At 51.8% G+C, this 22,241-nt stretch carries 16 protein-coding genes; 7 read left to right on the forward strand and 9 right to left on the reverse strand.

The window, feature by feature from the left end; all coding sequences use genetic code 11:
- The first annotated feature begins 71 nt into the window (after positions 1-71).
- The gene (locus AC23NW_RS03375) at positions 72-2,186 is read left to right on the forward strand and encodes a peptidylprolyl isomerase (protein ID WP_293838055.1); all 2,115 of its coding nucleotides are present in this window, start codon (positions 72-74) and stop codon (positions 2,184-2,186) included.
- A 109-nt stretch (positions 2,187-2,295) separates the two neighbouring features.
- Here the strand turns inward: AC23NW_RS03375 and rdgB are convergent, their stop codons facing one another.
- The 4 genes from rdgB to AC23NW_RS03395 form a co-directional block, all read right to left on the reverse strand.
- On the reverse strand, positions 2,296-2,877 hold the full coding sequence (gene rdgB / locus AC23NW_RS03380) for an RdgB/HAM1 family non-canonical purine NTP pyrophosphatase (protein ID WP_487447697.1): 582 nt from the start codon (positions 2,875-2,877) through the stop codon (positions 2,296-2,298).
- Positions 2,878-2,939: 62 nt separating this feature from the next.
- Positions 2,940-3,872 carry an FKBP-type peptidyl-prolyl cis-trans isomerase gene (locus tag AC23NW_RS03385; protein ID WP_487447698.1) on the reverse strand — a complete coding sequence of 311 codons (933 nt, stop codon included), beginning with the start codon at positions 3,870-3,872 and terminating at the stop codon, positions 2,940-2,942.
- A 112-nt stretch (positions 3,873-3,984) separates the two neighbouring features.
- Positions 3,985-4,905, reverse strand: coding sequence for an FKBP-type peptidyl-prolyl cis-trans isomerase (locus tag AC23NW_RS03390; protein WP_293838064.1), 921 nt, complete (start codon positions 4,903-4,905; stop codon positions 3,985-3,987).
- A gap of 28 nt (positions 4,906-4,933) precedes the next feature.
- On the reverse strand, positions 4,934-5,950 hold the full coding sequence (locus AC23NW_RS03395) for a DHH family phosphoesterase (protein ID WP_293838067.1): 1,017 nt from the start codon (positions 5,948-5,950) through the stop codon (positions 4,934-4,936).
- A gap of 137 nt (positions 5,951-6,087) precedes the next feature.
- On the opposite strand from AC23NW_RS03395, the gene AC23NW_RS03400 reads away from it, so the two are divergent.
- Positions 6,088-6,507 (forward strand): nucleoside-diphosphate kinase, encoded by a 420-nt coding sequence (locus AC23NW_RS03400; protein ID WP_293838070.1) that lies wholly within the window; start codon positions 6,088-6,090, stop codon positions 6,505-6,507.
- A gap of 78 nt (positions 6,508-6,585) precedes the next feature.
- On the opposite strand, the gene AC23NW_RS03405 is transcribed toward AC23NW_RS03400, so the two are convergent.
- Entirely contained in the window at positions 6,586-7,092 is a 507-nt protein-coding gene (locus AC23NW_RS03405; protein WP_487447700.1) for a rhodanese-like domain-containing protein, read from the reverse strand.
- A gap of 8 nt (positions 7,093-7,100) precedes the next feature.
- The gene (locus AC23NW_RS03410; RefSeq protein WP_487447702.1) at positions 7,101-7,820 is read right to left on the reverse strand and encodes a DUF2490 domain-containing protein; all 720 of its coding nucleotides are present in this window, start codon (positions 7,818-7,820) and stop codon (positions 7,101-7,103) included.
- 183 nt (positions 7,821-8,003) lie between these two features.
- On the opposite strand from AC23NW_RS03410, the gene AC23NW_RS03415 reads away from it, so the two are divergent.
- Entirely contained in the window at positions 8,004-11,087 is a 3,084-nt protein-coding gene (locus AC23NW_RS03415) for a serine hydrolase domain-containing protein (RefSeq protein ID WP_487447704.1), read from the forward strand.
- Positions 11,088-11,089: 2 nt separating this feature from the next.
- Here AC23NW_RS03415 and AC23NW_RS03420 read toward each other — a convergent pair whose 3' ends face one another.
- Positions 11,090-14,884, reverse strand: coding sequence for a hydantoinase B/oxoprolinase family protein (locus AC23NW_RS03420; protein WP_487447706.1), 3,795 nt, complete (start codon positions 14,882-14,884; stop codon positions 11,090-11,092).
- Between the two features lie 165 nt (positions 14,885-15,049).
- On the opposite strand from AC23NW_RS03420, the gene AC23NW_RS03425 reads away from it, so the two are divergent.
- A complete protein-coding gene (locus tag AC23NW_RS03425) occupies positions 15,050-15,241 on the forward strand; it encodes a hypothetical protein (RefSeq protein ID WP_487447708.1) in 192 nt (63 codons plus the stop codon).
- Between the two features lie 54 nt (positions 15,242-15,295).
- Here AC23NW_RS03425 and AC23NW_RS03430 read toward each other — a convergent pair whose 3' ends face one another.
- Positions 15,296-15,841, reverse strand: a complete 546-nt coding sequence (locus AC23NW_RS03430) for an RNA polymerase sigma factor (protein WP_487447710.1) — start codon at positions 15,839-15,841, stop codon at positions 15,296-15,298.
- A 440-nt stretch (positions 15,842-16,281) separates the two neighbouring features.
- Here AC23NW_RS03430 and moeB point away from each other — a divergent pair, with 440 nt between their 5' ends.
- Positions 16,282-17,421, forward strand: coding sequence for a molybdopterin-synthase adenylyltransferase MoeB (moeB, locus tag AC23NW_RS03435; RefSeq protein WP_487447712.1), 1,140 nt, complete (start codon positions 16,282-16,284; stop codon positions 17,419-17,421).
- 45 nt (positions 17,422-17,466) lie between these two features.
- On the opposite strand, the gene AC23NW_RS03440 is transcribed toward moeB, so the two are convergent.
- Positions 17,467-18,150, reverse strand: a complete 684-nt coding sequence (locus tag AC23NW_RS03440; protein ID WP_487447713.1) for a M15 family metallopeptidase — start codon at positions 18,148-18,150, stop codon at positions 17,467-17,469.
- Between the two features lie 87 nt (positions 18,151-18,237).
- On the opposite strand from AC23NW_RS03440, the gene AC23NW_RS03445 reads away from it, so the two are divergent.
- Both AC23NW_RS03445 and AC23NW_RS03450 read left to right on the forward strand, forming a co-directional pair.
- Complete coding sequence (locus AC23NW_RS03445; protein ID WP_487447714.1) at positions 18,238-19,473, forward strand: nucleoside recognition domain-containing protein; 1,236 nt, start codon at positions 18,238-18,240, stop codon at positions 19,471-19,473.
- Between the two features lie 225 nt (positions 19,474-19,698).
- On the forward strand, positions 19,699-22,241 hold a 2,543-nt coding region (locus AC23NW_RS03450), incomplete at its 3' end, for a hypothetical protein (RefSeq protein WP_487447715.1).

A 22,241-nucleotide genomic window follows, 5' to 3' on the forward strand; every position in this document is an offset into this window, starting at 1 on the left:
CCTTTTGTTTCTATTTGTAAACCAGCAAGGAAAATTGTTATTTTGCGGTTCTAAATGTTGTTCAAACCGAGATGTCGTTAATTAACAAAATCAGAGAACGATCTGGTATCGCTGTCGCGATTGTGGCCATTAGCTTGATTCTTTTCATTGTAGGGAGTGACCTGATGATGGGACAAAACTCGCTATTTGGCGGAAATAGTCAGAAAGTAGGAGAAATCAGCGGGCAGACGATTGATTATCAAGACTTCAATTTAAAAGTAGATCAGCTGCGTTCAGAGTACGAGCAGCAAACCGGCCGCGCACCTGCCGAACAGGATATGATTCAGATTCGGGAGCAAGCCTGGAATCAGTTAGTCTTTGACATTGCCTATCAGGAAGAATTCGACAAGCTCGGTCTGAAAGTGTCGCCGGATGAACTGTTTGACATGGTACAGGGTAAAAACATCAGCCCGTCTGTCCGTCAGGCATTCACCAATCCGCAAACGGGTGTGTTCGACAAAAACCAGATCATCAGCTACCTGAAAGGGATGCGTAACCTGCCGCCTCAGCAGCAGGCTGCCTGGGCCAGCTTTGAGAAAAACCTGAGCTCTGACCGTCTGCGCGAGAAGTACGAAAACCTGATGCGTTTATCGGTATTTGCTACCTCGGCGGAAGCTAAAAAAGAATATGATGCACAAAACAGCAAAGCGGACGTTAAGTTCCTGTTTGTGCCTTACTATACCATCAACGACACAACGGTAAAAGTTACCGACTCACAGCTGAAGGATTATCTGGGTAAACACAAGGATGAGTATCCGGGTGCCGACAGCCGTTCAATGCAGTACGTAACGTTCTCGGTAGTTCCGTCGAAAGAAGACAGCGCCGGCCTGTACGACGAGATCAAAACGCTGGCCCGTGGTTTAGGTGCTGCGAAAAATGACTCTTCGTTTGCTATCGTAAACTCCGATGTGCGTCTGCCGCTGTACATGACAACCGGCGAAATTCCGGAGCAGATCCGTACGTCACTGAGCACATTTGCGCCGGGTGGTGTTTACGGTCCTTTCCGTGAAGCCAACACGTACTTCATCGTAAAATACGGCGGAACGAAAAAAGACACAAGCTACACAGTACGTGCCAGCCACATCCTGATCCGTCCGACAGCTCAGACCGATTCGGCAAAAGCTCAGGCCCGCCGTCGTGCGGAAGACATTCTGAAGCAAATTCAGGGTGGTGCCAGCTTCGAAGCACTTGCGCAGGCTAACAGCGCCGATGGTTCAGCACAGCAAGGTGGTGACCTGGGTTATTTCAAAGACAATGGCCAGATGGTGAAGCCGTTTGAGCAGGCAGTTTTTGCGCAGAGCGGCACAGGGTTGTTACCTAAAGTAGTAGAAACTGATTTTGGTTTCCACATCATCAAAGTAACAGAAGCTAAAACAAATACACTTTATCGCCTGGCTACGGTTGGTAAAACGATCACACCAAGCCAGATTACACGTGATGAAGTATTGCGTAAAGCCGATCAGTTTGCTTCTGAAGCCCGTACGAAAGACGAGTTCATGGCGAAAGTGAAAGAAGATAAGTCTCTGGTTGTTGCTACAGCAGACCGGATTCCGGAAAGCGCTAATACCGTGAACGCCCTGACGGATGCCCGTCAGCTGGTTCGCTGGGCATTTGACGACAAAACAGACCTGAACGCCGTATCGGAACCATTTGATCTGGGTGAACAATATGTAGTGGCTGTACTGACCGGTAAGAGCGACAAAAACAACGTATCAGTTGATGACTACCGCCAGGAACTGACTGCTAAAGTTCGTAACGAACTGAAAGCTGAGCAGATCATCTCGAAATTAGGTGCTGCCGGCGGTACACTGGAAGCCATTGCACAGAAGTATGGTTCAGGTGCCTTGGTAGAAGATGTAACGGATGTGAATCTGGCAACAGGCTTCCTGCGCAGCGCCGGTGTTGACCCGGTAGCATTGGGTAAGGCCTTCGGTCAGAAAGCCGGTAAGCGTTCTAAGCCATTCGCCGGTGAAGCTGGTGTACTGGTACTGGAAACAACACGCGTAACACCTGCTCCTGCTGTTGCTGATTACGCCGTGTACAAAAACATGCTGCAGCAGAATGTATCGTCACGGACTGGTTTCTACATCAACGAAGCTATCAAAGACGCTGCTAAAATCGAAGATCGCCGCGCTAAATTCTTTTAATCAGCGCCGGATATAAATATAACAGAAAGGCCCCGTCTCAATTTGAGACGGGGCCTTTCTGTTATATACCTGCTGTTAGCAAACGCCTTTCAGTGGCGTCAGATAGTACTTATCCGTGAATCTGCTCCGTGAGATAAGCCGTCAGACCTGCCAGTGCTCTGGCGCGGTGGCTGATCTTATTTTTCTCCTCCAGCGACATTTCGGCAAAGGTGCGGTCAAAGCCATCGGGTACAAATACCGGATCATAGCCGAAACCACCGCTGCCGCCTGGCGCCGTCCGGATAGTACCCTCGACCACACCTTCGAACTGATGTTCCACACCGTGCAGAATCAGCGTAAAGACCGTCCGGAAACGGGCACGGCGGTTGGTAACACCCGTGAGGTTTTTAAGGAGTTTTTCGATGTTTTTCCCGTGGTCGCGGGTTCCGGAATAAAACGCAGAATCAACGCCCGGCTCGCCGTTCAGGGCATCTACTTCAAGGCCTGAATCGTCGGCAAAGCACGACACACCGTAGTGTTTATAGACATATTCTGCTTTCTGGCGCGAATTCCCCGGGATGGTACCGGAGGTTTCAGGAAGTTCTTCATTACATCCGATTTCCTGTAAAGTCTGAAGTGTGAAGGCGTTCCCTAAGCCGTGGGCTACTTCTTCAAGCTTGTGTGCGTTGTTAGTGGCAAAACAGAGTGTCATAGTGGAAATAAAAAAAGCCGTTCGTAAAACTACGAACGGCCAGGGAGATTCCGGATTTAAATTTATTTTGAGCTCAGTACTCTGATTTCAAAAACAAGCGGAGCGTATGGAGGAATAGCCGTTGTGCCTGAGCCGCTGCCTGCAATACCATACCCGACGGTTGATGGCAGAATGAGAATAAATGTTTCCCCTTTCCGGACGAGCGGCAGGGCAATATCCCATGCTTTAATAACAGACCCTTCGCCGATTTTGAACGAAAAGGCATTGGTGGAGTCCTGACGGCTGTCAAACTGCGTACCATTCAGCAATTTCCCTTTATACAATACAGAGGCTGTCTGGCCAGTTTGTGCAAGGGCTGAATCCGGTTTCGCCGAGGTTACCGCAATGCGGATACCTTCGTCGGTTTTTTTAGTAACCGTCAGCTTATTTGCCGCAATGTAGTCTTCAATCTGCTGGTCTTCGGTGCGGATATTCACAACGCGCACGTCATAGCGGATGGGTGAGTACTGAGGCAGGAGCAGTGTGCCAACACGACCGTTATCCAGGTAAGACGGAACCAACAGGGTAGCGGCTTCTCCCTTCCGGAGGCCTTTGCCTTTTACGGTACCCGAGTTAATAATGCCGTCGTATAGACCGGCTGTAATACCGGTATACACACCCGCAATAAATTTGTTCGGGAGGTTGGCGGCAATTTCTGTACTGTCGACAATGGTACCGTCGAGGCGACGGGCAATGAAATGGTATTGTACTTCGTCGCCGGTCGCCGCCGTTTGCGCTGTCGGAAGCGAAGTAGTTACCATGTAGTAGGTACCGACATCCGTCTGCTGGATTTTATCCCGCAGCCCGTTTTTATCGATATACTGGTTTATTTCAGCATCATTCTGCCGTTTGTACCGTTCGGTCAGTGCTTCATCTGCCTGCTCGCATCCCCAAAGGCTGACAGCGAATCCTGCCAGAAGCAGCAGCTTCGTATGTATGTTTACTCGTAAAGGCATGTTTGCTTAAAGTTGGTAAGCATAACGGGCGAACAAGGCGGCAGTGAGCCGGTTATTCGCCCGTTTGATATAACGAAATTGCACACCGGATTGGTGCCTGAACGCCCGGAAATTAACGACCTTGCGGTGCTCCCTGCGGTGCACCTGCCGGAGCCTGACCAGCGGCCGGAGCCTTCTGGACATTCACCAGATCTACATCGAATACCAGGACTGCGTTGCCCGGGATTGCCGGAGGTGACCCCTGCGGACCATAGCCCATTGTCGACGGGATAACCAGTGTTGCTTTTGTGCCTTTTTTCAGCTTCAGGATGGCATCGTCCCAGCCCGGGATAACCATACCAACGCCGATCTGCAGCTGAATCGGCTGACCGGTTTTCTGTGATGAGTCAAATACCTTACCATCCAGCAATTTGCCGGTGTAGTGAATAGTAACCGCATCACCACGTTGTGGCTGCGGGCCTGTGCCGTCCTGCGTAATGATGTAATACACACCATTTTCGGTTTTCTGGGCTTTTCCGGTCAGGTTGTTTTTCGCCAGGTAATCCACGATTGCCTTGTCGTCAACGCCTTTTTGCTTGCCCATGGCTTCAGCCTCTGACTTGCGGTACTCTTCTTCGCTCTGTACGTTCAGGATCTTAACGTTGAAAGCGATATCCGAACCTTTAGTCACGCCCGGAGGCATTGGCTGCATGGCACGGCCAAACAGGGAGTCAGCACTTACGAAGAATGTTGCGCTGTCGCCTTTGGCAAGCATAGCCAGACCTTCTTCAAAACTGCCTTTAAACGGAGGCACCTGCAGCATCAGTTTCAGCGGAGTACCTTCTTTGTGCGTATCACGCAACACAGAATCCTTGCTGTTTTTCAGCGTCAGGTGGATTGTCATGACATCGCCGACTTTGGCTTTGCGAGCATCAGTGTTCTGGTCGTGCAGCTGGTATTTCAACCCTGTATCACTAACCTGAACGCGGTCTTTTCCGCAGGATGCCAACACGGCCATCAACAAAGCGGCTTTTCCGAGGTCTTTTAAAAACATGAATTGGGAATTGGTTTATTGTAATCGTTTAATGCGTTTCAAGTAATTGCTCCTGATACATCGGTAGTACTGACAGCAGCCAGTCTTCGGTTTCGGCCAAGGAAAGCCGGGAGCGTCCGCCGGCAGCATTCCGGTGTCCGCCACCGTTGAAATGACGGCTGGCCAGATCACGAACCGAAAAATCACCGATTGACCGGAAGGAAATCCGGATTTCGTCACCGCGGTCAATCAGGATCGCAGCGCCGACAACACCCTCTACCGACAGTGCATAATTGACCAGCCCTTCCGTATCCCCGGTTTTAGACCGGAAGCGTTTCAGCTCACTGTCCGACAGGGTGATGTAGGCAAATTTGTATTCCGGCAATACGCGCAGTTTTTCATTCAGCACATAACCCAGCATCCGCAGCTTCTCCAGCGATACGTTGTCGTAGATCTGCCGGTGAATGTTACTGACATTAATCTTCCGGTCGACCAGGAAAGCTGCCATGCGGTGTACATCGCCGGTTGTCGACGGATGCCGGAAGGAGCCGGTATCCGTCATCAGCCCGGCATACAGGCATTCAGCAATCGACATATCGATCAGATCGAGACCGCCCAGTTTGTCAATGAGGTAAAAGATCAGTTGCGCCGTAGCCGCCGCCGTAGGGTCCCAGTAGCCGAAATCGGTAAACGATTCAGGTTCCAGGTGGTGGTCAACCAGAATTTTTTTGGCACGCGACTGGCGGACCATAGGCCCCAGCTCGCGGATACGTTCAATGCTGGAGAAGTCGAGACAGAATATTATATCGACTTCGTCCATCAACTGGCTGATGGCAACACGGGCTTTTTCCTCAAACGCAATGACCTCGTCATTACCCGGGAGCCAGTGTAAATTCTGCGAATAATCGGTTGGTGTGACCACTGTCACACGGTGCCCCCGTTTCTTTAAGTAACCCGCCAAGCCCAGCGACGATCCCATGGCGTCGGCATCCGGGTTTTGGTGAGTGGTAATCAGGATGGATTGCGGCTGTTTAAGCAGGTCGCCAATCGCTTCAATATCTTGCATACACAGACGGCCTTGGCCGAAAATCAATCGCCAAAAATACGAAGATTTCTGGTCTCAACAGCATCTTGCCCGGAGTTTAGGAAATTGTACGGGAAAAGTGCCTACCTTTGCAGCCAAATAAAATTTGGCATTCAACCATGGCAACTAACCGTACATTTACGATGATCAAGCCGGACGCCGTTGCTGACGGCAATACCGGGGCAATCATCAAAATGATTGAAGAAGCTGGTTTTCGCATTATTGCGTTGAAAAAGACGCAGTTAACCAGCGATCAAGCCGGGAAATTCTATGCTGTACACAGCGAACGCCCGTTCTATAGCTCACTTTGCGCGTACATGTCGTCGGGCGCGATTGTTCCGATGATTCTGGAAAAGGAAAACGCCGTAGCGGACTTCCGTACGCTGATCGGAGCGACAAATCCTGCACAGGCAGCCGAAGGAACTGTCCGGAAACTGTTTGCAAAATCGATTGAAGCAAATGCCATTCATGGCTCAGATTCAGACGAAAACGCGGCTATTGAAGGGTCATTCTTCTTTGCCGGCGTGGAACAGTATTAAAAAATGACAGGAAGGGACGAATGGAGGCCGGACCTTGCCGGATACCGTTTGTCCCTTCCCGTACCAGATAGCGTCTGGCTACTCATATACCTTTTCCCCCTTCTTAAGCCAGATACCCCACGCCCGCGAATAGGCATGGACGCGGTTGGTGGGCTGACCCTGCCGGTCAACGACAGGATTCCCCTGGTTCACCCATTCAAAAATGCTCCCATAGAGGTTGTAAACGTGTTGAAAACCGGCAGCGCGCAGCTTTTCGCCGACTTTTTCGCTTCGGTACCCTACTGAGCAATAGGTGACGATAACCGCGTTCTTCGGAATATCTTTCACACGGTTAATGTCAAAATCATCATAGCCTACCCAGCGCGCGCCCGGCAGGTGACTGACAGCATATTCTTTTGGCTCGCGGGTATCGAGCAAGACCGGATGCTGCATTTTCTTCAGCTCTTCACAAGACACCAGCGGTACTGTTTTGCTGTACAGCGTTTCAAGCAGTACTTTGTAAGCCTTGCTGTCAACCTGAGCGGTTGCAGGTTGGATTGAAATCAGGATTGTGCTAATAACCAGTTGCCATCGTTGAGCTGCCATATCGGAGTTTAGTTACTGTTGAGCCGAATGTGCGCTGTTATAACTAACGCGTGCTCTTCATCAAATTCAGTTAAGGTTTTTCGTTGCCGGTGGGAAAACTGATATCCTGTCTCAAGGGCAACGTATTTACTGAAAGTATGGCCCATTGCCAGCTGACTCCGGTTAAGCTCAAACGGATGCCCGTTGGCATTGGCAGGTGTCCCTGTCCATAATGTTTCATTCCAGATATACCCGTAGAAAGCAGGTGTAAAATTATGTCTCGCCATGATTCGAAATCGCCAGCGACCGCCGGCAGGAGCGTCTGTATACCGTCTGTATTCGTAACCACCACGTATACGCAGGAGGTTATCACGCCGCAAGGTCTTGTTCCATTCAAGCAGTAAGGAAGGCCGGAATTCGCGGACCATGCTGCGGCTGAAATCACTTTCCTTGCCCAAGGCCGGATAGGAATTAAACCAGCACAAGGGCCAGGCAGTAAGTGTCCATTCGCCTGTTCTGTAAGCAACACCTGCCCGATAGGCATAAGCCAGAGGACTGCTCAGCGGATTTAACAGATGGCTGTGCGGGTTACTCTGACGTCGGTAATGACCTTCTGCCAGGATGTTCCAGGAATTGTTGAGTGTGTATGAAGGCGCTATTCTTACCCATGCCGCCGTATGGTTGTAATGTTGCGCGAGTAATGGACTACAGAATAAAATAAGAACCGGTAAGGTAAACGATTTTTTCAATGACAAGTTACTATAAATCAGCACACAATATAAACCGGCAAATATAAAAATTTTATGAAAAAAGTGTTAAAATGTTGAATAATTACGCTAAAATTTAGGGTAACATACTAAGTTTATATATTTTTAGAATTCGTTTAAATCGAGTTCGCGTCCGTTTTCATTGTTTTACCGTACCAAGTACCCATGAGGAAAAGACTGGTCCTACTGATGTCTGCATGTTTTTTGTTGACAATCAGCTTGTTGACAGCCTTTGGTCTGAATATGACGACCAATCGCCTATGGACAGACATACTCATACCCAAAAAAGCCCGTAAAGTTGCTGCCAGACACCTGGTTGTGAAACGAGTGCCGGTTGCGCCTGTTGCTGTAACGGCGCCGGTCCGGATTGCACAACCTGTTGAAGTGCTGATGATCGACGATAGCGGCCGGCATTGGGTTGATAGTGTTTTCCAGACAATGACTTCTCAGCAGAAGGTAGGTCAGTTTTTTATGGTGGCGGCCTTCTCCAACCGCAGCGTGAACCACCGTGTCTATATCGAACACCTAATCCAGACGTATCATATCGGCGGTTTGATTTTCTTCCAGGGCGGACCATACCGTCAGGCAGTTATGACCAACCGGTGCCAGAGTCTGTCCAGAATTCCGCTCCTGATCGGTATCGATGGGGAATGGGGGCTGGGTATGCGGCTTGACAGTGCGATGGATTTTCCGAAACAGATGGCGCTGGGAGCGATCCGGGATAACGGGCTTGTTTACCGCATGGGTGAAGAAATCGGCCGGCAGTGCCACCGGTTAGGCATTCATATCAACTTTGCGCCGGTTTCCGATATCAACAGTAATCCGGCTAACCCCGTGATTGGTATCCGGTCGTTTGGCGAAACCAAGGAAAATGTCGCCATCAAGGCCTCGGCCTACATGAAAGGCCTCCAGAATAACCGCATTATTGCCACCGCCAAACACTTCCCCGGCCATGGCGATGCCAGTACAGATTCGCATCATACCCTCCCGATTATCAGCCGCTCTTCCGAGCAGCTCCGTGATATTGACCTCTATCCGTTCCGGAAACTGATTGCCGACAGCCTGATGGGCGTGGTAACAGGGCACCTGCACGTGCCGGTTGTGGATAACCGCCCGGCCTTGGCGGCTACGTTGTCCGAAAAAGTAGTGACTGAGTTGCTTAAAAAAGAGCTCGGCTTCCGCGGACTGGTGTTTACCGATGCCCTGAATATGGGAGGGGTGAGCCGCTCCGGCCGCGCTGTCGATGTAAATCTGCGGGCGCTCATCGCGGGCAACGACATTCTGCTGTATCCGGAAAATGTGAAAGATGCGGTTCACGCCATCCTGAACGCGGTGCAGCAAGGCGTAATTTCACAGGAGTTTATTGACGAAAAAGTAAAGAAAATTCTGCGGGCGAAGTACTGGGCCGGTCTGCATCAGTATAAACCAATTGCGCTGGCTAACCTGAACAAAGATCTGAATTCGCCGGAAGCCATGCAGCTGAAACAGGAGCTGTGTAATCAGGCGCTGACCGTTGTCGAAAACCAGGAAGCTGTGCTGCCGCTGACGAAGCTGGATACGCTGAAACTGGCCTCCGTCGCAATCGGTATTGACCCGCAGAACGCGTTCCAGAAATCCCTGAACCAGTATGCTCCGTTCCGGAGTCTGGCTTATCCCGAGAAACCGGTGACCGAGGCCGAAGCCAATAACATTGTGGCGCAGGTGGGCGATGCCAATATGGTGGTAATGAGTTTTCACCGCATGAGTGAGTCGGCATACCGGAAGTATGGCATCAGTCAGGGTTCACTGAATGTGCTTACCAAATTACGGGAAAAAGGAATCCGGGTGATTGTGGCTGCTTTCGGATCGCCGTATAGCATGAGTCAGTTTGCGGCTGCAAATGCCATTGTCTGCGGATACCAGGATTTTGATGAAATGCACCGCGCGGCGGCCGAAGTGATTTTTGGTGGTCTGGCGGCAAAAGGCGTATTACCCATCTCAATCGGTGACTGGCGGAAAGCCGGCGATGGCCTGAAAGTGGCGCCAAACGGCCGGCTGGGCTATGGTACGCCGGAAAGTGCTGAGATGAACTCCGCCAAGCTGCTCCAGATTGATAAAATGGTGCAGCAGGCAATCAAGGATAAAGTGGTGCCCGGCTGTCAGGTGTTGATTGCCCGTAAAGGCACCATTGTCTATAACAAGAATTTCGGAACACTGGCTTACAACAATCCGGAGAAAGTTACGTCGGAAACCATTTATGATCTGGCTTCGGTAACCAAAGTGCTGAGTACGCTTCAGGCGGTAATGTATCTGTACGACCAGAAAGCCATTGACCTGACGCAGAAAGCGTCCTTCTACCTGCCCGAACTACGGGGTACCAACAAACAAAATATTACGGTTCAGGATATACTCTGGCATCAGTCGGGATTGATTTCGTCGTATTCTACCATCTGGGACCGTACCCGTACAGCCGGCGGCGTGCTGAAACCGGAGTACTACAGCAAAACGCCGGACAGCGAATATACCTTGCAGATTGCCGCGAATCTGTGGGCTAAACCGGCGCTGAAAGATTCGGTCTGGAAATGGGTAATTCAGTCGCCGATGTCAAAGAAGATTGAAGACGGGAAGCCGGCTTATGTCTACAGCGACCTTGGCTTTCTGACCCTACAGAAAATTGTGGAGCGTGTCAGCGGGCAAACGCTGGACAAGTTCATGGACGAGCGGTTTTACAAGCCCATGGGCCTGTCGGTGATCGGATTTACACCGCTGCAACGCCTGGTATACCCGCGTTGCGCGCCGACAGAACTGGATACTTACTTCCGGCATACGCTCCTGACCGGTACTGTACACGATCAGATGGCCGCTGTTCAGGGTGGTGTTTCGGGACATGCAGGGCTGTTCGGCAATGCCCAGGATGTGGCGGCAATGCTCCAGATGAACCTGCAGAAGGGAATGTATGGCGGGCAGCGGTTCCTGCAGGAAACGACTTTGCCGTATTTCTCGCAAACGATCAGCAGCCGCAGTTACCGGGCACTGGGCTGGGATAAGCCAAATCCGGACGGGAACAGTGTTTACCTGTCTCCGCAGGCATCAGGCCGCTCATTTGGCCATACCGGCTTTACCGGTAATGTAGTGTGGGTCGATCCGGATCAGGAACTGGTTTTTGTTTTCCTCTCTAACCGGATCAACCCGACAGCGGCAAATACGACAATTAATACTACCAAACTGCGCCGCCGCATCAACGACGTCATCTACGAAGCGCTGAAATAACGCTAAGGCTGCCCGGCACCGCCGCCGCCCGGTGTTTCGATCCGGATACGCTGACCGGCTGCTACCGGCCGTGTGAAAATACCCGGAAGGGCTTCTTCCCGGCCGTTCTGATCAATAAATGTCTGTCGTCCTGGCTGTCCGGGTTCTCCGCCCTTGAGGCCGTAAGGGGCCACTACGCGGTGCTGGCTGACCAATGTGACCTGAACCGGTTCCAGAAATTCTACATCGCGGACAATACCGTCGCCGCCCTGCCATTGTCCTTTGCCGCCGGAACCTTGCCGGATACTGAATTGATGCAGCCGGACAGGATAGCGCCGTTCAAACTCCTCAGGATCCGTCAGCCGCGTATTGGTCATGTGCTGATGCACCGCCGACCGCCCGTCAGCGCCTTCGGTAGCACCTGCCCCCCCACCGATGGTTTCGTAATAGCCAAACGGCTTGCGGCTTCCGTCCGCTGACCTGCCGAATAGGAAATTATTCATTGTCCCCTGACTACACGCCGACAGCCCCAGTGCTTTCAGTAAGGTATCGACCAGCCGTTGGCTGACTTCCGTGTTGCCGCCGACAACCGCCGGACAATGTACCGGATCATCCGAAAAATCCGGATTCAGGAACGAGGTTGGTACCTGAATCCGGACCGGTGCCATCAGGCCCTCATTCAGCGGAATATCTTCGTTGCACCAGAGCCGCAGTACGTAGAGTACCGCACTGTGCAGAATAGACAGGTTCGCATTGAGGTTGTTGGGATGCACACCGGAAGTACCTGAAAAGTCAAACAGCAGCTGACCGTCCGTAACCTCAATCCGGACACAAATGTCATGTCCGTCGTCCAGTGATTCCCAGGCGGTAAAGGTCTTGCCGGCCAGGGGGTGTAGCACCCGCCGGATAGCGTTCGCCGCAGTCAGGGCCAGCCGCTCCATATAGTAATGCACAGCCGGTAAGCCTTCCTGACGGGCCAGCGTTTGCAGCGCCAGTTCGCCGGTCCGCAGTGAGGCAATCGCCGCTTCAATATCAGCACGGTTTTCAGCGAGCGCACGAGTCGGATACGTTGCGTCGGTAAAGCGGTTTTTCAGCGTCTCCTCCCAAAGAAAAACACCTTTCCGGACAACATACTGCGGCACCAGAACAACCCCTTCTTCGGCAAGACTGGTGGCATCAGGCGGCATTGACCCAGGCACTTTACCGCCGATTTCGGCATGGTGAGCGCGGTTGATGACATAGCCGATGAGTTCGTTCCGGTCCGAGAAAACGCCGCTTAGTAAGGTTACATCAGGCAGGTGTGAGCCACCGTATCTGGGGTGGTTGGTGATGATGACATCGCCCGGTTCCAGCGGCGGGAGTGCGGCAATGGACAACCGCGCGCAAACCCCCAGGCTACCCAGGTGTACCGGTATGTGGGGCGCATTGGCCACCAGCTGACCGTGCTGGTTAAGTACCGCGCAGGAAAAATCAAGGCGTTCCTTGACGTTTACCGAAAAGGCTGTCCGCTGCAATTGAGCTCCCATCTCTTCGGCGATGGCCATAAACCGGCGGGCGAACAACTCGGTCTGAATAACGTCTGCTGTTTGTGACGGCTGCGTTTGCGTTGTTGTCGGTCGGTAAATGGCTTCCGCATTATTATCCGGACCGATAGCGACCTCCCAGTCGGCGTCAATAAAGGCAGAAGACGTTTTGTTGAGCAATAATGCCGGTCCCGAAAATGTATCACCGGGCCGGAGTTCGGTCCAGTCATAAACCGGATAGCGTTCTGTCCGGCGTATGGGGGAGGCCCGGATAAAGTGCTCCGGAGCAGTTGCCGCTTCGCTTCCGGATGTATCAGTGCTGACAAATACCCGTATACTCTCCAGCTCAATTGCCCGGTTTTCGGGGTAATGTCCGTAGCGGAGTGTGTAGGCTTCGCGGAAATGCTGTGGCAGGTCAGTCGCTGCTGCCGGCATGTATTGTATTTCAAGGGCCGTTTCCTGGCCCACAAACCGCAGAAAGAGCATAACAGAACGCACAGCCGTTGGTATGGCGGCGCCTGTATCTGCCTGTAAAGCGCCGGTAGCTTCTGCCTCCAGTGCTCTGATGCGCTCCGGCAGCGTGGCTATAACTTCCTGCAAGGGAGCCAGCACAACCTGAGCGGCCATGCGCTCGATCTGTGCCTGTCCGATGCCGTATGCGCTCAGCAGTCCGCCGTCGAATGGCAGAACAAGCCGGTTGATGTTCAGTAAACGGGCTACGGAGCAGCCGTGCAGGCCTCCCGCGCCGCCGAAAACGAGCAGCGAATAACCGGCAGGATCAAACCCCCGGGCGACGGATATTTTCCGGATTGCCCCGGCCATTGCTTCGTCGGCGATCCGTTCAAATCCGCGGAGCAGCTCGGTTTCTGAAAGCGGCTGGCCGGTAAGTGCCTGAATTTGGGTCTGGATAGCGGTCAGCGCAGCCTGGGCTTTTTCGGTAAACACCGGAATGCCGAACCGGGCGGGATGCAGTTTACCAAGCAGCAGGTTTACATCGGTAATGGTCAGTGGTCCTCCGGCGCCGTAGCAGGCCGGTCCGGGATTGGCACCGGCGCTGTGTGGGCCTACCCGTAACTGGCCGAAGGTCTGATCGAACCAGCAGATGGACCCGCCGCCCGCCGCCACGGTTTCGACCGCCAGCGACGGCAGCTGAAGGTCAAACCCTCCGATCTGGGTATGAAACCGGTAATCGGGTTGCCGGCCTTCGATGCGGGCTACGTCAGTGCTGGTTCCGCCCATGTCGAGGGTCAGAACGCGGCGATGGGCATCGGGCGGCAGATTGGTAATCATGGCCGGTGTCTTACCGGCAATCACCGCCGAGCCGATCACCCCGCCTGCGGGCCCGCTCAGCAGGCTGTCCTTGGGGCGGAACAGATCGGCGCGGAACAACCCGCCGGCACTGGTCATCACACGGACGGGATAGCCCTGCAACTGCAGCTGGATATTGTCGAGGTAGGTACGCAGAACCGGTGACAGGTAGGCCTCTACAACCGTTGTCTGGGTACGCGAGACGTATTGCGGTGTTGTGGAAATACTGGTAGACGTGACCACATACGGAATGCCCGCTGCCCGGATCGCCTGTGCCAACTGACGTTCATGCACATCATTCCGGTAGGCATTCAGTAATGAAATGGCCACTGCATCGACAGGTAGTTTACGGATCTGGCTGACAATTGACGTAATGTGTTCAGCCGTCAGTGGCAACACAATGTCGCCGTCAGCGCTGAGTCGTTCCTCGGCTTCAAGCACGGTATCGTACAGGATTTCGGCCGGCGGAATCGCCAGTTGAAACAGGTTTGGGCGTTGCTGGGTACCGATACGCAGCAGATCGCGGAAGCCTTTCGTAACAATCAGTGCCACACGGCCGCCTTTGCGCTCAAGCAGGGCATTGGTGCCTTTTGTCGTTCCCAGCCGCATTTCCAGAGCCGGAAAATCGTGATTAACCGGTGTTTGGGTCAACAGCCGCGCAGCCAGTACCGGTGCTTCTTCGCCGGTAAACAATTCAACGGTTTGCGGCGTGCTGCTTACCGGAAGCGGAGGCTCCGTTCGCAGCGCGCCGTTTTCGTCAAGGGAAATAATAGTTGCTGATGCGCCGGTTTCCGGAATGCTGATCTGATATCCGTTAAAGACCGGGGCGCTGAGCCAGCTGGCTGTAATGCGATTGTCCTGCATCATGCCCCGCAGTCGGCTACTGCTCAGTACTTTAGTGCGTACGATGTCGCCGGAAGGATTTTTGGCAATACCATCGGTAAAGGTACCTCCGGTATCAATCCAGACTTGCCAGATTGGAATCATTGTATGTTATAATCAGGTAACCATACCGGCGGACCTGTACGGTAGTATGAGTCATTAAACCTACCGGAGCAGTTCAGTTACGGACCGGAAACGCATTGTTAACAGAATAATCCGTACCATTTGGCTGCCTGAACAGTTCTCCACAGAACAAACATAATTAACGATATGGACAGAACGGACAAAAGCAATCAGAAAGCAGGAAAAGAATTCGGGAAAGGCGGCCAAACCGGCGGCGCCAGACTGGTTGGCAAGAAAACGGAGAATGTCCGGGTCGATCCGGATACGGTCAATGATACGTCTGACGGTATGCAGGAAAAAGACTATCTGGCAAAAAGTAATAAAGAAGGTAAGCGCTGAATTGAATGCCTTTACCGGTTACGACATAACCGGTAAAGGCATTCAATTCAGGGTTCAGGCGACTTGCAGATAGGAGTACCGGAGCCTTTCTTTAGCCCGTTTAAGACGCATCTTTACTGCACTTTCGGTAAGGTCATATTGCGTTGCCAGCAGCCGGATACTTTGCCCTTCCTGATATTTCTGAAGAAGTAGTGTCCGTTCCATGTCTTCAAGCCGGCTGATTGCCAGCTGTAACCGGTAATTAATGAACTCTACTGCATCGGTATCGCCGTTACTGATGTACTCTGCCATCGGGAGTAGATCCTGAGGAGTTACTATTTGTTTACGCTTTGCGCGGAAATGATCAAGACAGTAGTTAACCGTAATAGACATTAACCAGGTAGAGAACCGGGCTTCATGGCGGAAAGTACCCAGTTTTTCCAGCATCCGGATAAAAATGTTATGCGTAAGGTCTTCTGCTTCACTGTAGTTACCGGCAGCGTAATACAGACACCTTTTTAAGATTTTATGATAATAACGTTGATAAAGCTTGGTAAAATGTTTGTTTTCACGGGTAGTCATAAACAGAAGAACTAATTCTTCATCGGCGAAATTGTTCATAATAAGGTTTCTAGAAGTACAAGTCACATCAAATTTATATGTTTCTATAAATTTTCACAGCGTCTTAGTGTTTACACAAACAAATAAGCATGAATTAGTAAAAATGAGTTATAATCTGATTTTTAGTTACTTTAAATGAAAAAAGAGTTTAAGCGCCATATTGTCAGAGACTAAGCCTTACCAGGTATATTTTGCCCTGACCGCCGGCCTTTGCTTAAGCGTACGAATAAGTGTTACTTCAATTCCTTCAAAACAATATTCTTTCTGAAAAAAAAGCCTTTTCACATGTAGAAAAGCTGGAAAATATGTATTTTAACTAGCTTTTTTATCCCTGATATGCGTCTGTTCATTCGTATGCATTACGGGTAGTAAAAGGCTGCAAGTAAGAAGAACTGTAGCACCAAAAGAGTTGTTAGGTAGTGTAGCGCAACAAGTAGTATATGACAACGACCCTGCTTCCAATTGAACTTAAACGTTATCAGAAACACCTTAACCTGCCGGAAATCGGTCATGAAGGCCAGATCAAATTAAAAAATAGCAAAGTACTTATTGTCGGAGCAGGAGGACTGGGTTGCCCGGTTTTGCTTTACCTGACCGCTGCCGGTGTGGGTAATATTGGTATTGCCGACCATGATGTGGTGGATATCAGTAACCTGCAGCGCCAGGTCCTGTACACAACCAACGAAATCGGTAAGCCAAAAGTCAAAGCGGCTGTAGCCCACCTGCAGAAAATTAATCCGGAACTGACCTTTGATGCCCATGCTGTGGCTCTGGAATATAGCAATGCACGGGCGATTATTGATGAATATGACATAGTGGTCGACTGCACGGACAATTTTAAGGTTCGGTACCTGATTAACGATATTTGTGTGAGCCTCGGTAAGCCTTTTGTGTACGGGGCTATCCATCGGTTCGAAGGGCAGGTGGCCGTGTTCAATGCCCTCCTGAACCCGGAAACAGGGCAGCGCGGCCCGACTTACCGGTGTCTTTTTCCGGAATTACCCGGCGAACTCGAAATTCCGAACTGCGCCGAAACAGGCGTGCTAGGCGTCTTGCCCGGCGTCATCGGAACGTATCAGGCAAATGAGGTAATTAAACTGATTACCGGCATTGGTGAACCGCTGACTGAGCACCTCGTGATGCTGGATCTGCTCAATGTATCGACGCAGAAAATAAAGGTAAAACGCCGTCCTGATGCTTCCGTTCTGGCAGAGCAAGGGCTGCTGAGCCGCCGGCAGGTTGCTGTGAAAACGAACGAGCCCTTGACGATGTCGGTGCAGGAACTGGCCAGCCGGCTTATGACCAGTGAAGACGTGTTTTTACTGGATGTACGCGAACGGCCTGAGTATGAGCTCTGTCACATCGACGGCGCCGTGCTGATTCCCGTTAGTATGATTCCTAATAACCTCAAACGCATACCGGCCGACCGGCCGGTGGTGGTGTACTGCCATCACGGTATCCGCTCGGCCAATGTGATTGACTATTTAGTAAACCAGACCGGCCGGTCGAACCTCTACAACCTGACCGGCGGTATTCATGCCTGGGCGACCGAAATCGAGCCTGAAATGGCAACGTATTAAAAGAACACGGATGCCTGCGGACTACCCTCAGGCATCCGGACTTTGTTATTCAATCAGCTTATACGTTTGTTTCGCACGGATGCGGGAAAGGGCATTGAAGTGCCACCACTCGTAGTCAATCGGCAGGAAACCTGCCTGTCGCATCACCTTACGGAGCAGTTGCCGGTTGGCGATCTGCTGCCGGCTTAGCTTTCCTGCTGCCAGTAACCTGGCTTCTGCCTTCGGATATGCCAGTTCACCGAAAAAATCATATTTCGTACCCATGTCAAGCGGTGTGCCGTCGGCAGTGGCAATGGTCAGGTCGATGGCGCAGCCATAGTTATGAATAGAGCCTTCGCGCGGATCAGCTACATAGGTACGGCGCTGACGTTCAGTATACTGTGGTAGTGCATTCCAGAGGTTCCACTGCGCTTTGCGGGGGCGGGCGGCGTCGTATACCAGCAGGCGAAGTTCGGGACGTTGTTCTTTTAAGAACCGGTTTGCCTGTACCAGTTGCCGTGCTACTTTCGGTTGCAGGTAAGCACGGGTTAATTCGCCGTAAACATCCTTACCAATAAAATTATCAGTTGTCGAATACTTCAGGTCGACAAGAATAGACGGATCGAGCGTCTGTACATCGGTCAGGCCCTGATCGATCATTGCTTTCTCAAAGTTCTGCGCCCTGGATGATAGGGTAAGAAGGAAGGGTGCGATCAGGCTAACCAGAAAAAAAATGGATTTATGCAGCATCGAACGTTGAATTTTGCGGCTGAATGATGAATATTGGGGTTAAAACTAATTAACGAACTCCTTTCATCAGCCACAAGCCGTCAAATTATGGCACTAAATTACATTTGGGTTGCATTCTTCGTCATTGCCTTTCTTGTCGCGCTGGCCAAACTTATTTTTCTGGGCGATACCGAAATCTTCAAAGTGATAGTCGAAGGTTTGTTCGATTCATCGAAGATCGCGGTGATGGATATTGCGTTGCCACTGGCTGGTGTCATGACGTTTTTTCTGGGGTTACTGAACATAGCCGAACGGATCGGTGCGATCAATCTGATTGCCCGTGTGATCGGTCCTTTTTTTAATAAACTGTTCCCTGAAGTGCCTGAAGATCATCCTGCTAACGGGCAGATGATCATGAATTTTTCGGCTAATATGCTGGGCCTTGATAATGCAGCTACTCCGTTCGGACTTAAGGCGATGCAGAGTTTGCAGGAGCTTAATCCGCAGAAAGACACGGCCAGTAATGCCCAGATTATGTTTCTGGTACTGCATACATCCGGCCTTACAATCATTCCCCTGTCGATCATGGCGCAGCGGGCTATTCTCGGCGCACAGGACCCTTCCGACGTATTTATTCCCTGTCTGATCGGCACCTATGTGACAACGGTCGTTAGTGTGATGATTGTTGCCTTTAAGCAAAAACTGAACCTGCTGAATTCGGTTGTACTGGGTTGGCTGGGCGGTGTAACGGCTTTTCTGGGACTGGCTTTGTGGTATCTGTCGGGTTTGCCGAAGGAGGAAATCGAGCAGGTATCAAAAGTGGTTGGTAACGTGCTGTTGCTGTCCATCATTGTCAGCTTTCTGGTCGGCGCTGTTGTTAAGAAGATAGATATTTTTGACACGTTCATTGAAGGGGCGAAAGCGGGTTTCGACACATCCGTCCGGATAATTCCTTACCTCGTTGGTATGCTGGTGGCCATCGGGGCATTCCGCAATGCCGGCGCCATGGATTACCTGGTCGGGGCGCTGAAGTACCTGTTTTCCCTGACCGGTCTGAACACGGATTTTACGGATGCCTTGCCGGTAGCGCTGATGAAGCCCCTGAGCGGTAGTGGGGCAAGAGCTCTGATGATTGATGCGATGAAGCAGTTCGGGCCGGATTCGTTCATCGGCCGGCTTGTTTGTATTTTTCAGGGATCAGCAGATACAACCTTCTACATCGTTGCGCTTTATTTCGGTTCGGTTGGCATTAAGAAAACCCGTTATGCTATTGTTGCAGGCTTGATCGCTGATTTTGTGGGTGTTCTGGCCGGTATTGGTCTCGGTTACCTGTTTTTTCATTAAGAATTGGATAATACGGATATCTAAGTAAGCGGTTCGTTACTACTGAACATGGCCGGCGTCTGACTGACAAATAAAGACTTTGTCATGTTATCCGCCATGCAAAAACCGTTTACTTTACTATTACTTTTTTGCTCGATTGGTCTCTATGCCATCAATCCGCCGTTAAAACGATCTCATAATCAGCCGACTAAGCCGGTAGCGGATCAGCCGACTTTTTCCTGTTCTATGCCGGCTTACCTGTTACAGGGCAGCCCTACGGATGCATACGCAGTGAATCTGTCTACCGGTGAAACGGCGTTAGTAAAAAACAACCTTATCGGGCCTGGCATTGGCGGACGGCAGATTCAGGCCGTTGGCTATAACGTACTGGATAACTATTTATGGGGATATCGTACCGGCACTGATCAGCTGGTACGGATCGGAGGAGACTGGTCGGTGCAGTTTTTTACCATTTCCGGTCTGGCAATCGCCGGCTATGATGTCGGTGATATTGACGCCAACGGAATTATGTACCTGAGTACGGGAAATTCGACTATTAAACGAATTGACCTGAATCCTTCTTCGCCGACCTATCTACAGGCACTTTCTGACTTAACATCAACCGGTACCACGATTGCAGACTGGACTGTCAACGTTGCTGACGGGAATATTTATGCGATCAATCAAAGCTCATTACTGCTGCGTTACAATACAACAACGGGTGTCCGGACAACGTTGGGGGTTGTGCAGTGGTCGGTTACGACCGGTACCGGTTTCGGGGCCGCCTATTCGGACAGTGAAGGGAATGTATATGTGCAGGACAATCAGGGAGGAAAGATTTTTAAAATTGATAAACCACACCTGTTACCGGCAAGCACCAATGCGCAGATCGCCGGCAATCTATTTGCCAATACGGGCATGACTACGTCGTCGAATGACGGTACACGGTGTATGAATGCCCCGCCTCCCTGTCAGGCCCCCGACCGTCCTGACGGCTATGTCACCCCGCCGGGTTGCCTGACACAAACCGGAAGTATTTCACTGACAGCACCGATGGGTGCTGATATTCAGTATAATGTAAACGCAGGGGCTTATCAGGCGGTTTCAGGTTTTACCGGTTTGACCCCCGGGAGCTATACTGTAACTGCAAAAAACAGGCTGACCGGTTGTGTTTCGGCAGCAACTACATTTACGGTTGCAGCCATTCCCGCAGCCCCGTCGTCTCCGGTTGTCAGTGTGGTTCATCCGACCTGTCTGATCCGGACAGGCAGCATAACCGTTGTATCGCCGGCCAGCGGCGTGGCCTACAGTTTCGACAACGGCGTTAGCTATCAGGCAGGTAGTATAAAGAGCGGCTTGGCGTCGGGCGTTTATCAACTCAAAGTGCGCTCGACGGCTTCGGGTTGTGAGTCAGAGCCGGTAAGTGCGACAGTCAATGCCGCTCCGGAAGTACCAGCTGCGCCAACGACGAATGTTATACAGCCGACCTGTGCCGTTTCGACGGGAGCGATCACGATTTCTTCGCCATCAACGGGTGTTGAGTATAGCTTTGACAACGGCGTCAGCTACCAGTCAGGCAATATAAAGAGCGGTTTGGCGGCAGGCGTTTATCAACTCAAGGTGCGCTCAACGGCTTCGGGCTGTGAATCGGCCCCCGTTAGCGCCACGGTCAATGCCGCTCCGACTGTACCAGCTGCACCAACGGCGAGTGTTTTGCAGCCGACCTGTGTCGTTTCGACGGGGACAATCACGATCAATACGCCCGCCAGCGGTGTGGCCTACAGTTTCGATAATGGCGCCGGCTATCAGGCAGGCAATGCAAAGAGCGGTTTAACTTCAGGCGTTTACCTGCTCAAAGTGCGCTCGACGGCTTCGGGTTGTGAATCGGGGCCGGTGAGCGTGACGGTTAATGTCGCTCCGACTGTACCAGCTGCACCAACGGCAAGTGTTTTGCAGCCGACCTGTGCCGTTTCAACGGGGACAATCACGATCAATACGCCGGCCAGCGGTGTGGCCTACAGCTTCGACAACGGCGCCAGCTACCAGTCAGGCAATGCGAAGAGCGGATTGGCGTCGGGTGTTTACCAGCTAAAAGTGCGCTCGACGGCTTCGGGTTGTGAGTCAGAGCCGGTAAGTGCAACAGTCAATGCCGCTCCGGCAGTACCGGCCAATCCAACGGCGAGTGTGGTGCAGCCGACCTGTGCCGTTTCAACGGGTACGATCACGATCAATACGCCGGCCAGCGGTGTTGCCTACAGTTTTGACAACGGTTTGAGTTATCAGTCAGGCAATGCAAAGAGTGGATTGGCTTCAGGCGTTTACCTGCTCAAAGTGCGCTCGGCGGTTTCGGGTTGTGAGTCAGAGCCGGTAAGTGCAACAGTCAATGCCGCTCCGGCAGTACCGGCCAATCCAACGGCGAGTGTGGTGCAGCCGACCTGTGCCGTTTCAACAGGAACGATTACGATTTCTTCGCCCGCCAGCGGTGTGGCCTACAGTTTCGATAATGGCGCCGGCTATCAGGCAGGCAATGCAAAGAGCGGTTTAACTTCAGGCGTTTACCTGCTCAAAGTGCGCTCGACGGCTTCGGGTTGTGAATCGGGGCCGGTGAGCGTGACGGTTAATGTCGCTCCGACTGTACCGGTCAATCCAACGGCGAGTGTGTTGCAGCCGACCTGTACCGTTTCAACGGGTACGATCACGATCAATACGCCGGCCAGCGGTGTTGCCTACAGTTTCGACAACGGCCTCAGCTATCAGTCAGATGATGTAAAGAGTGGCTTGGCTTCAGG

The organism is Arsenicibacter sp. R0_47, from assembly GCF_057652235.1.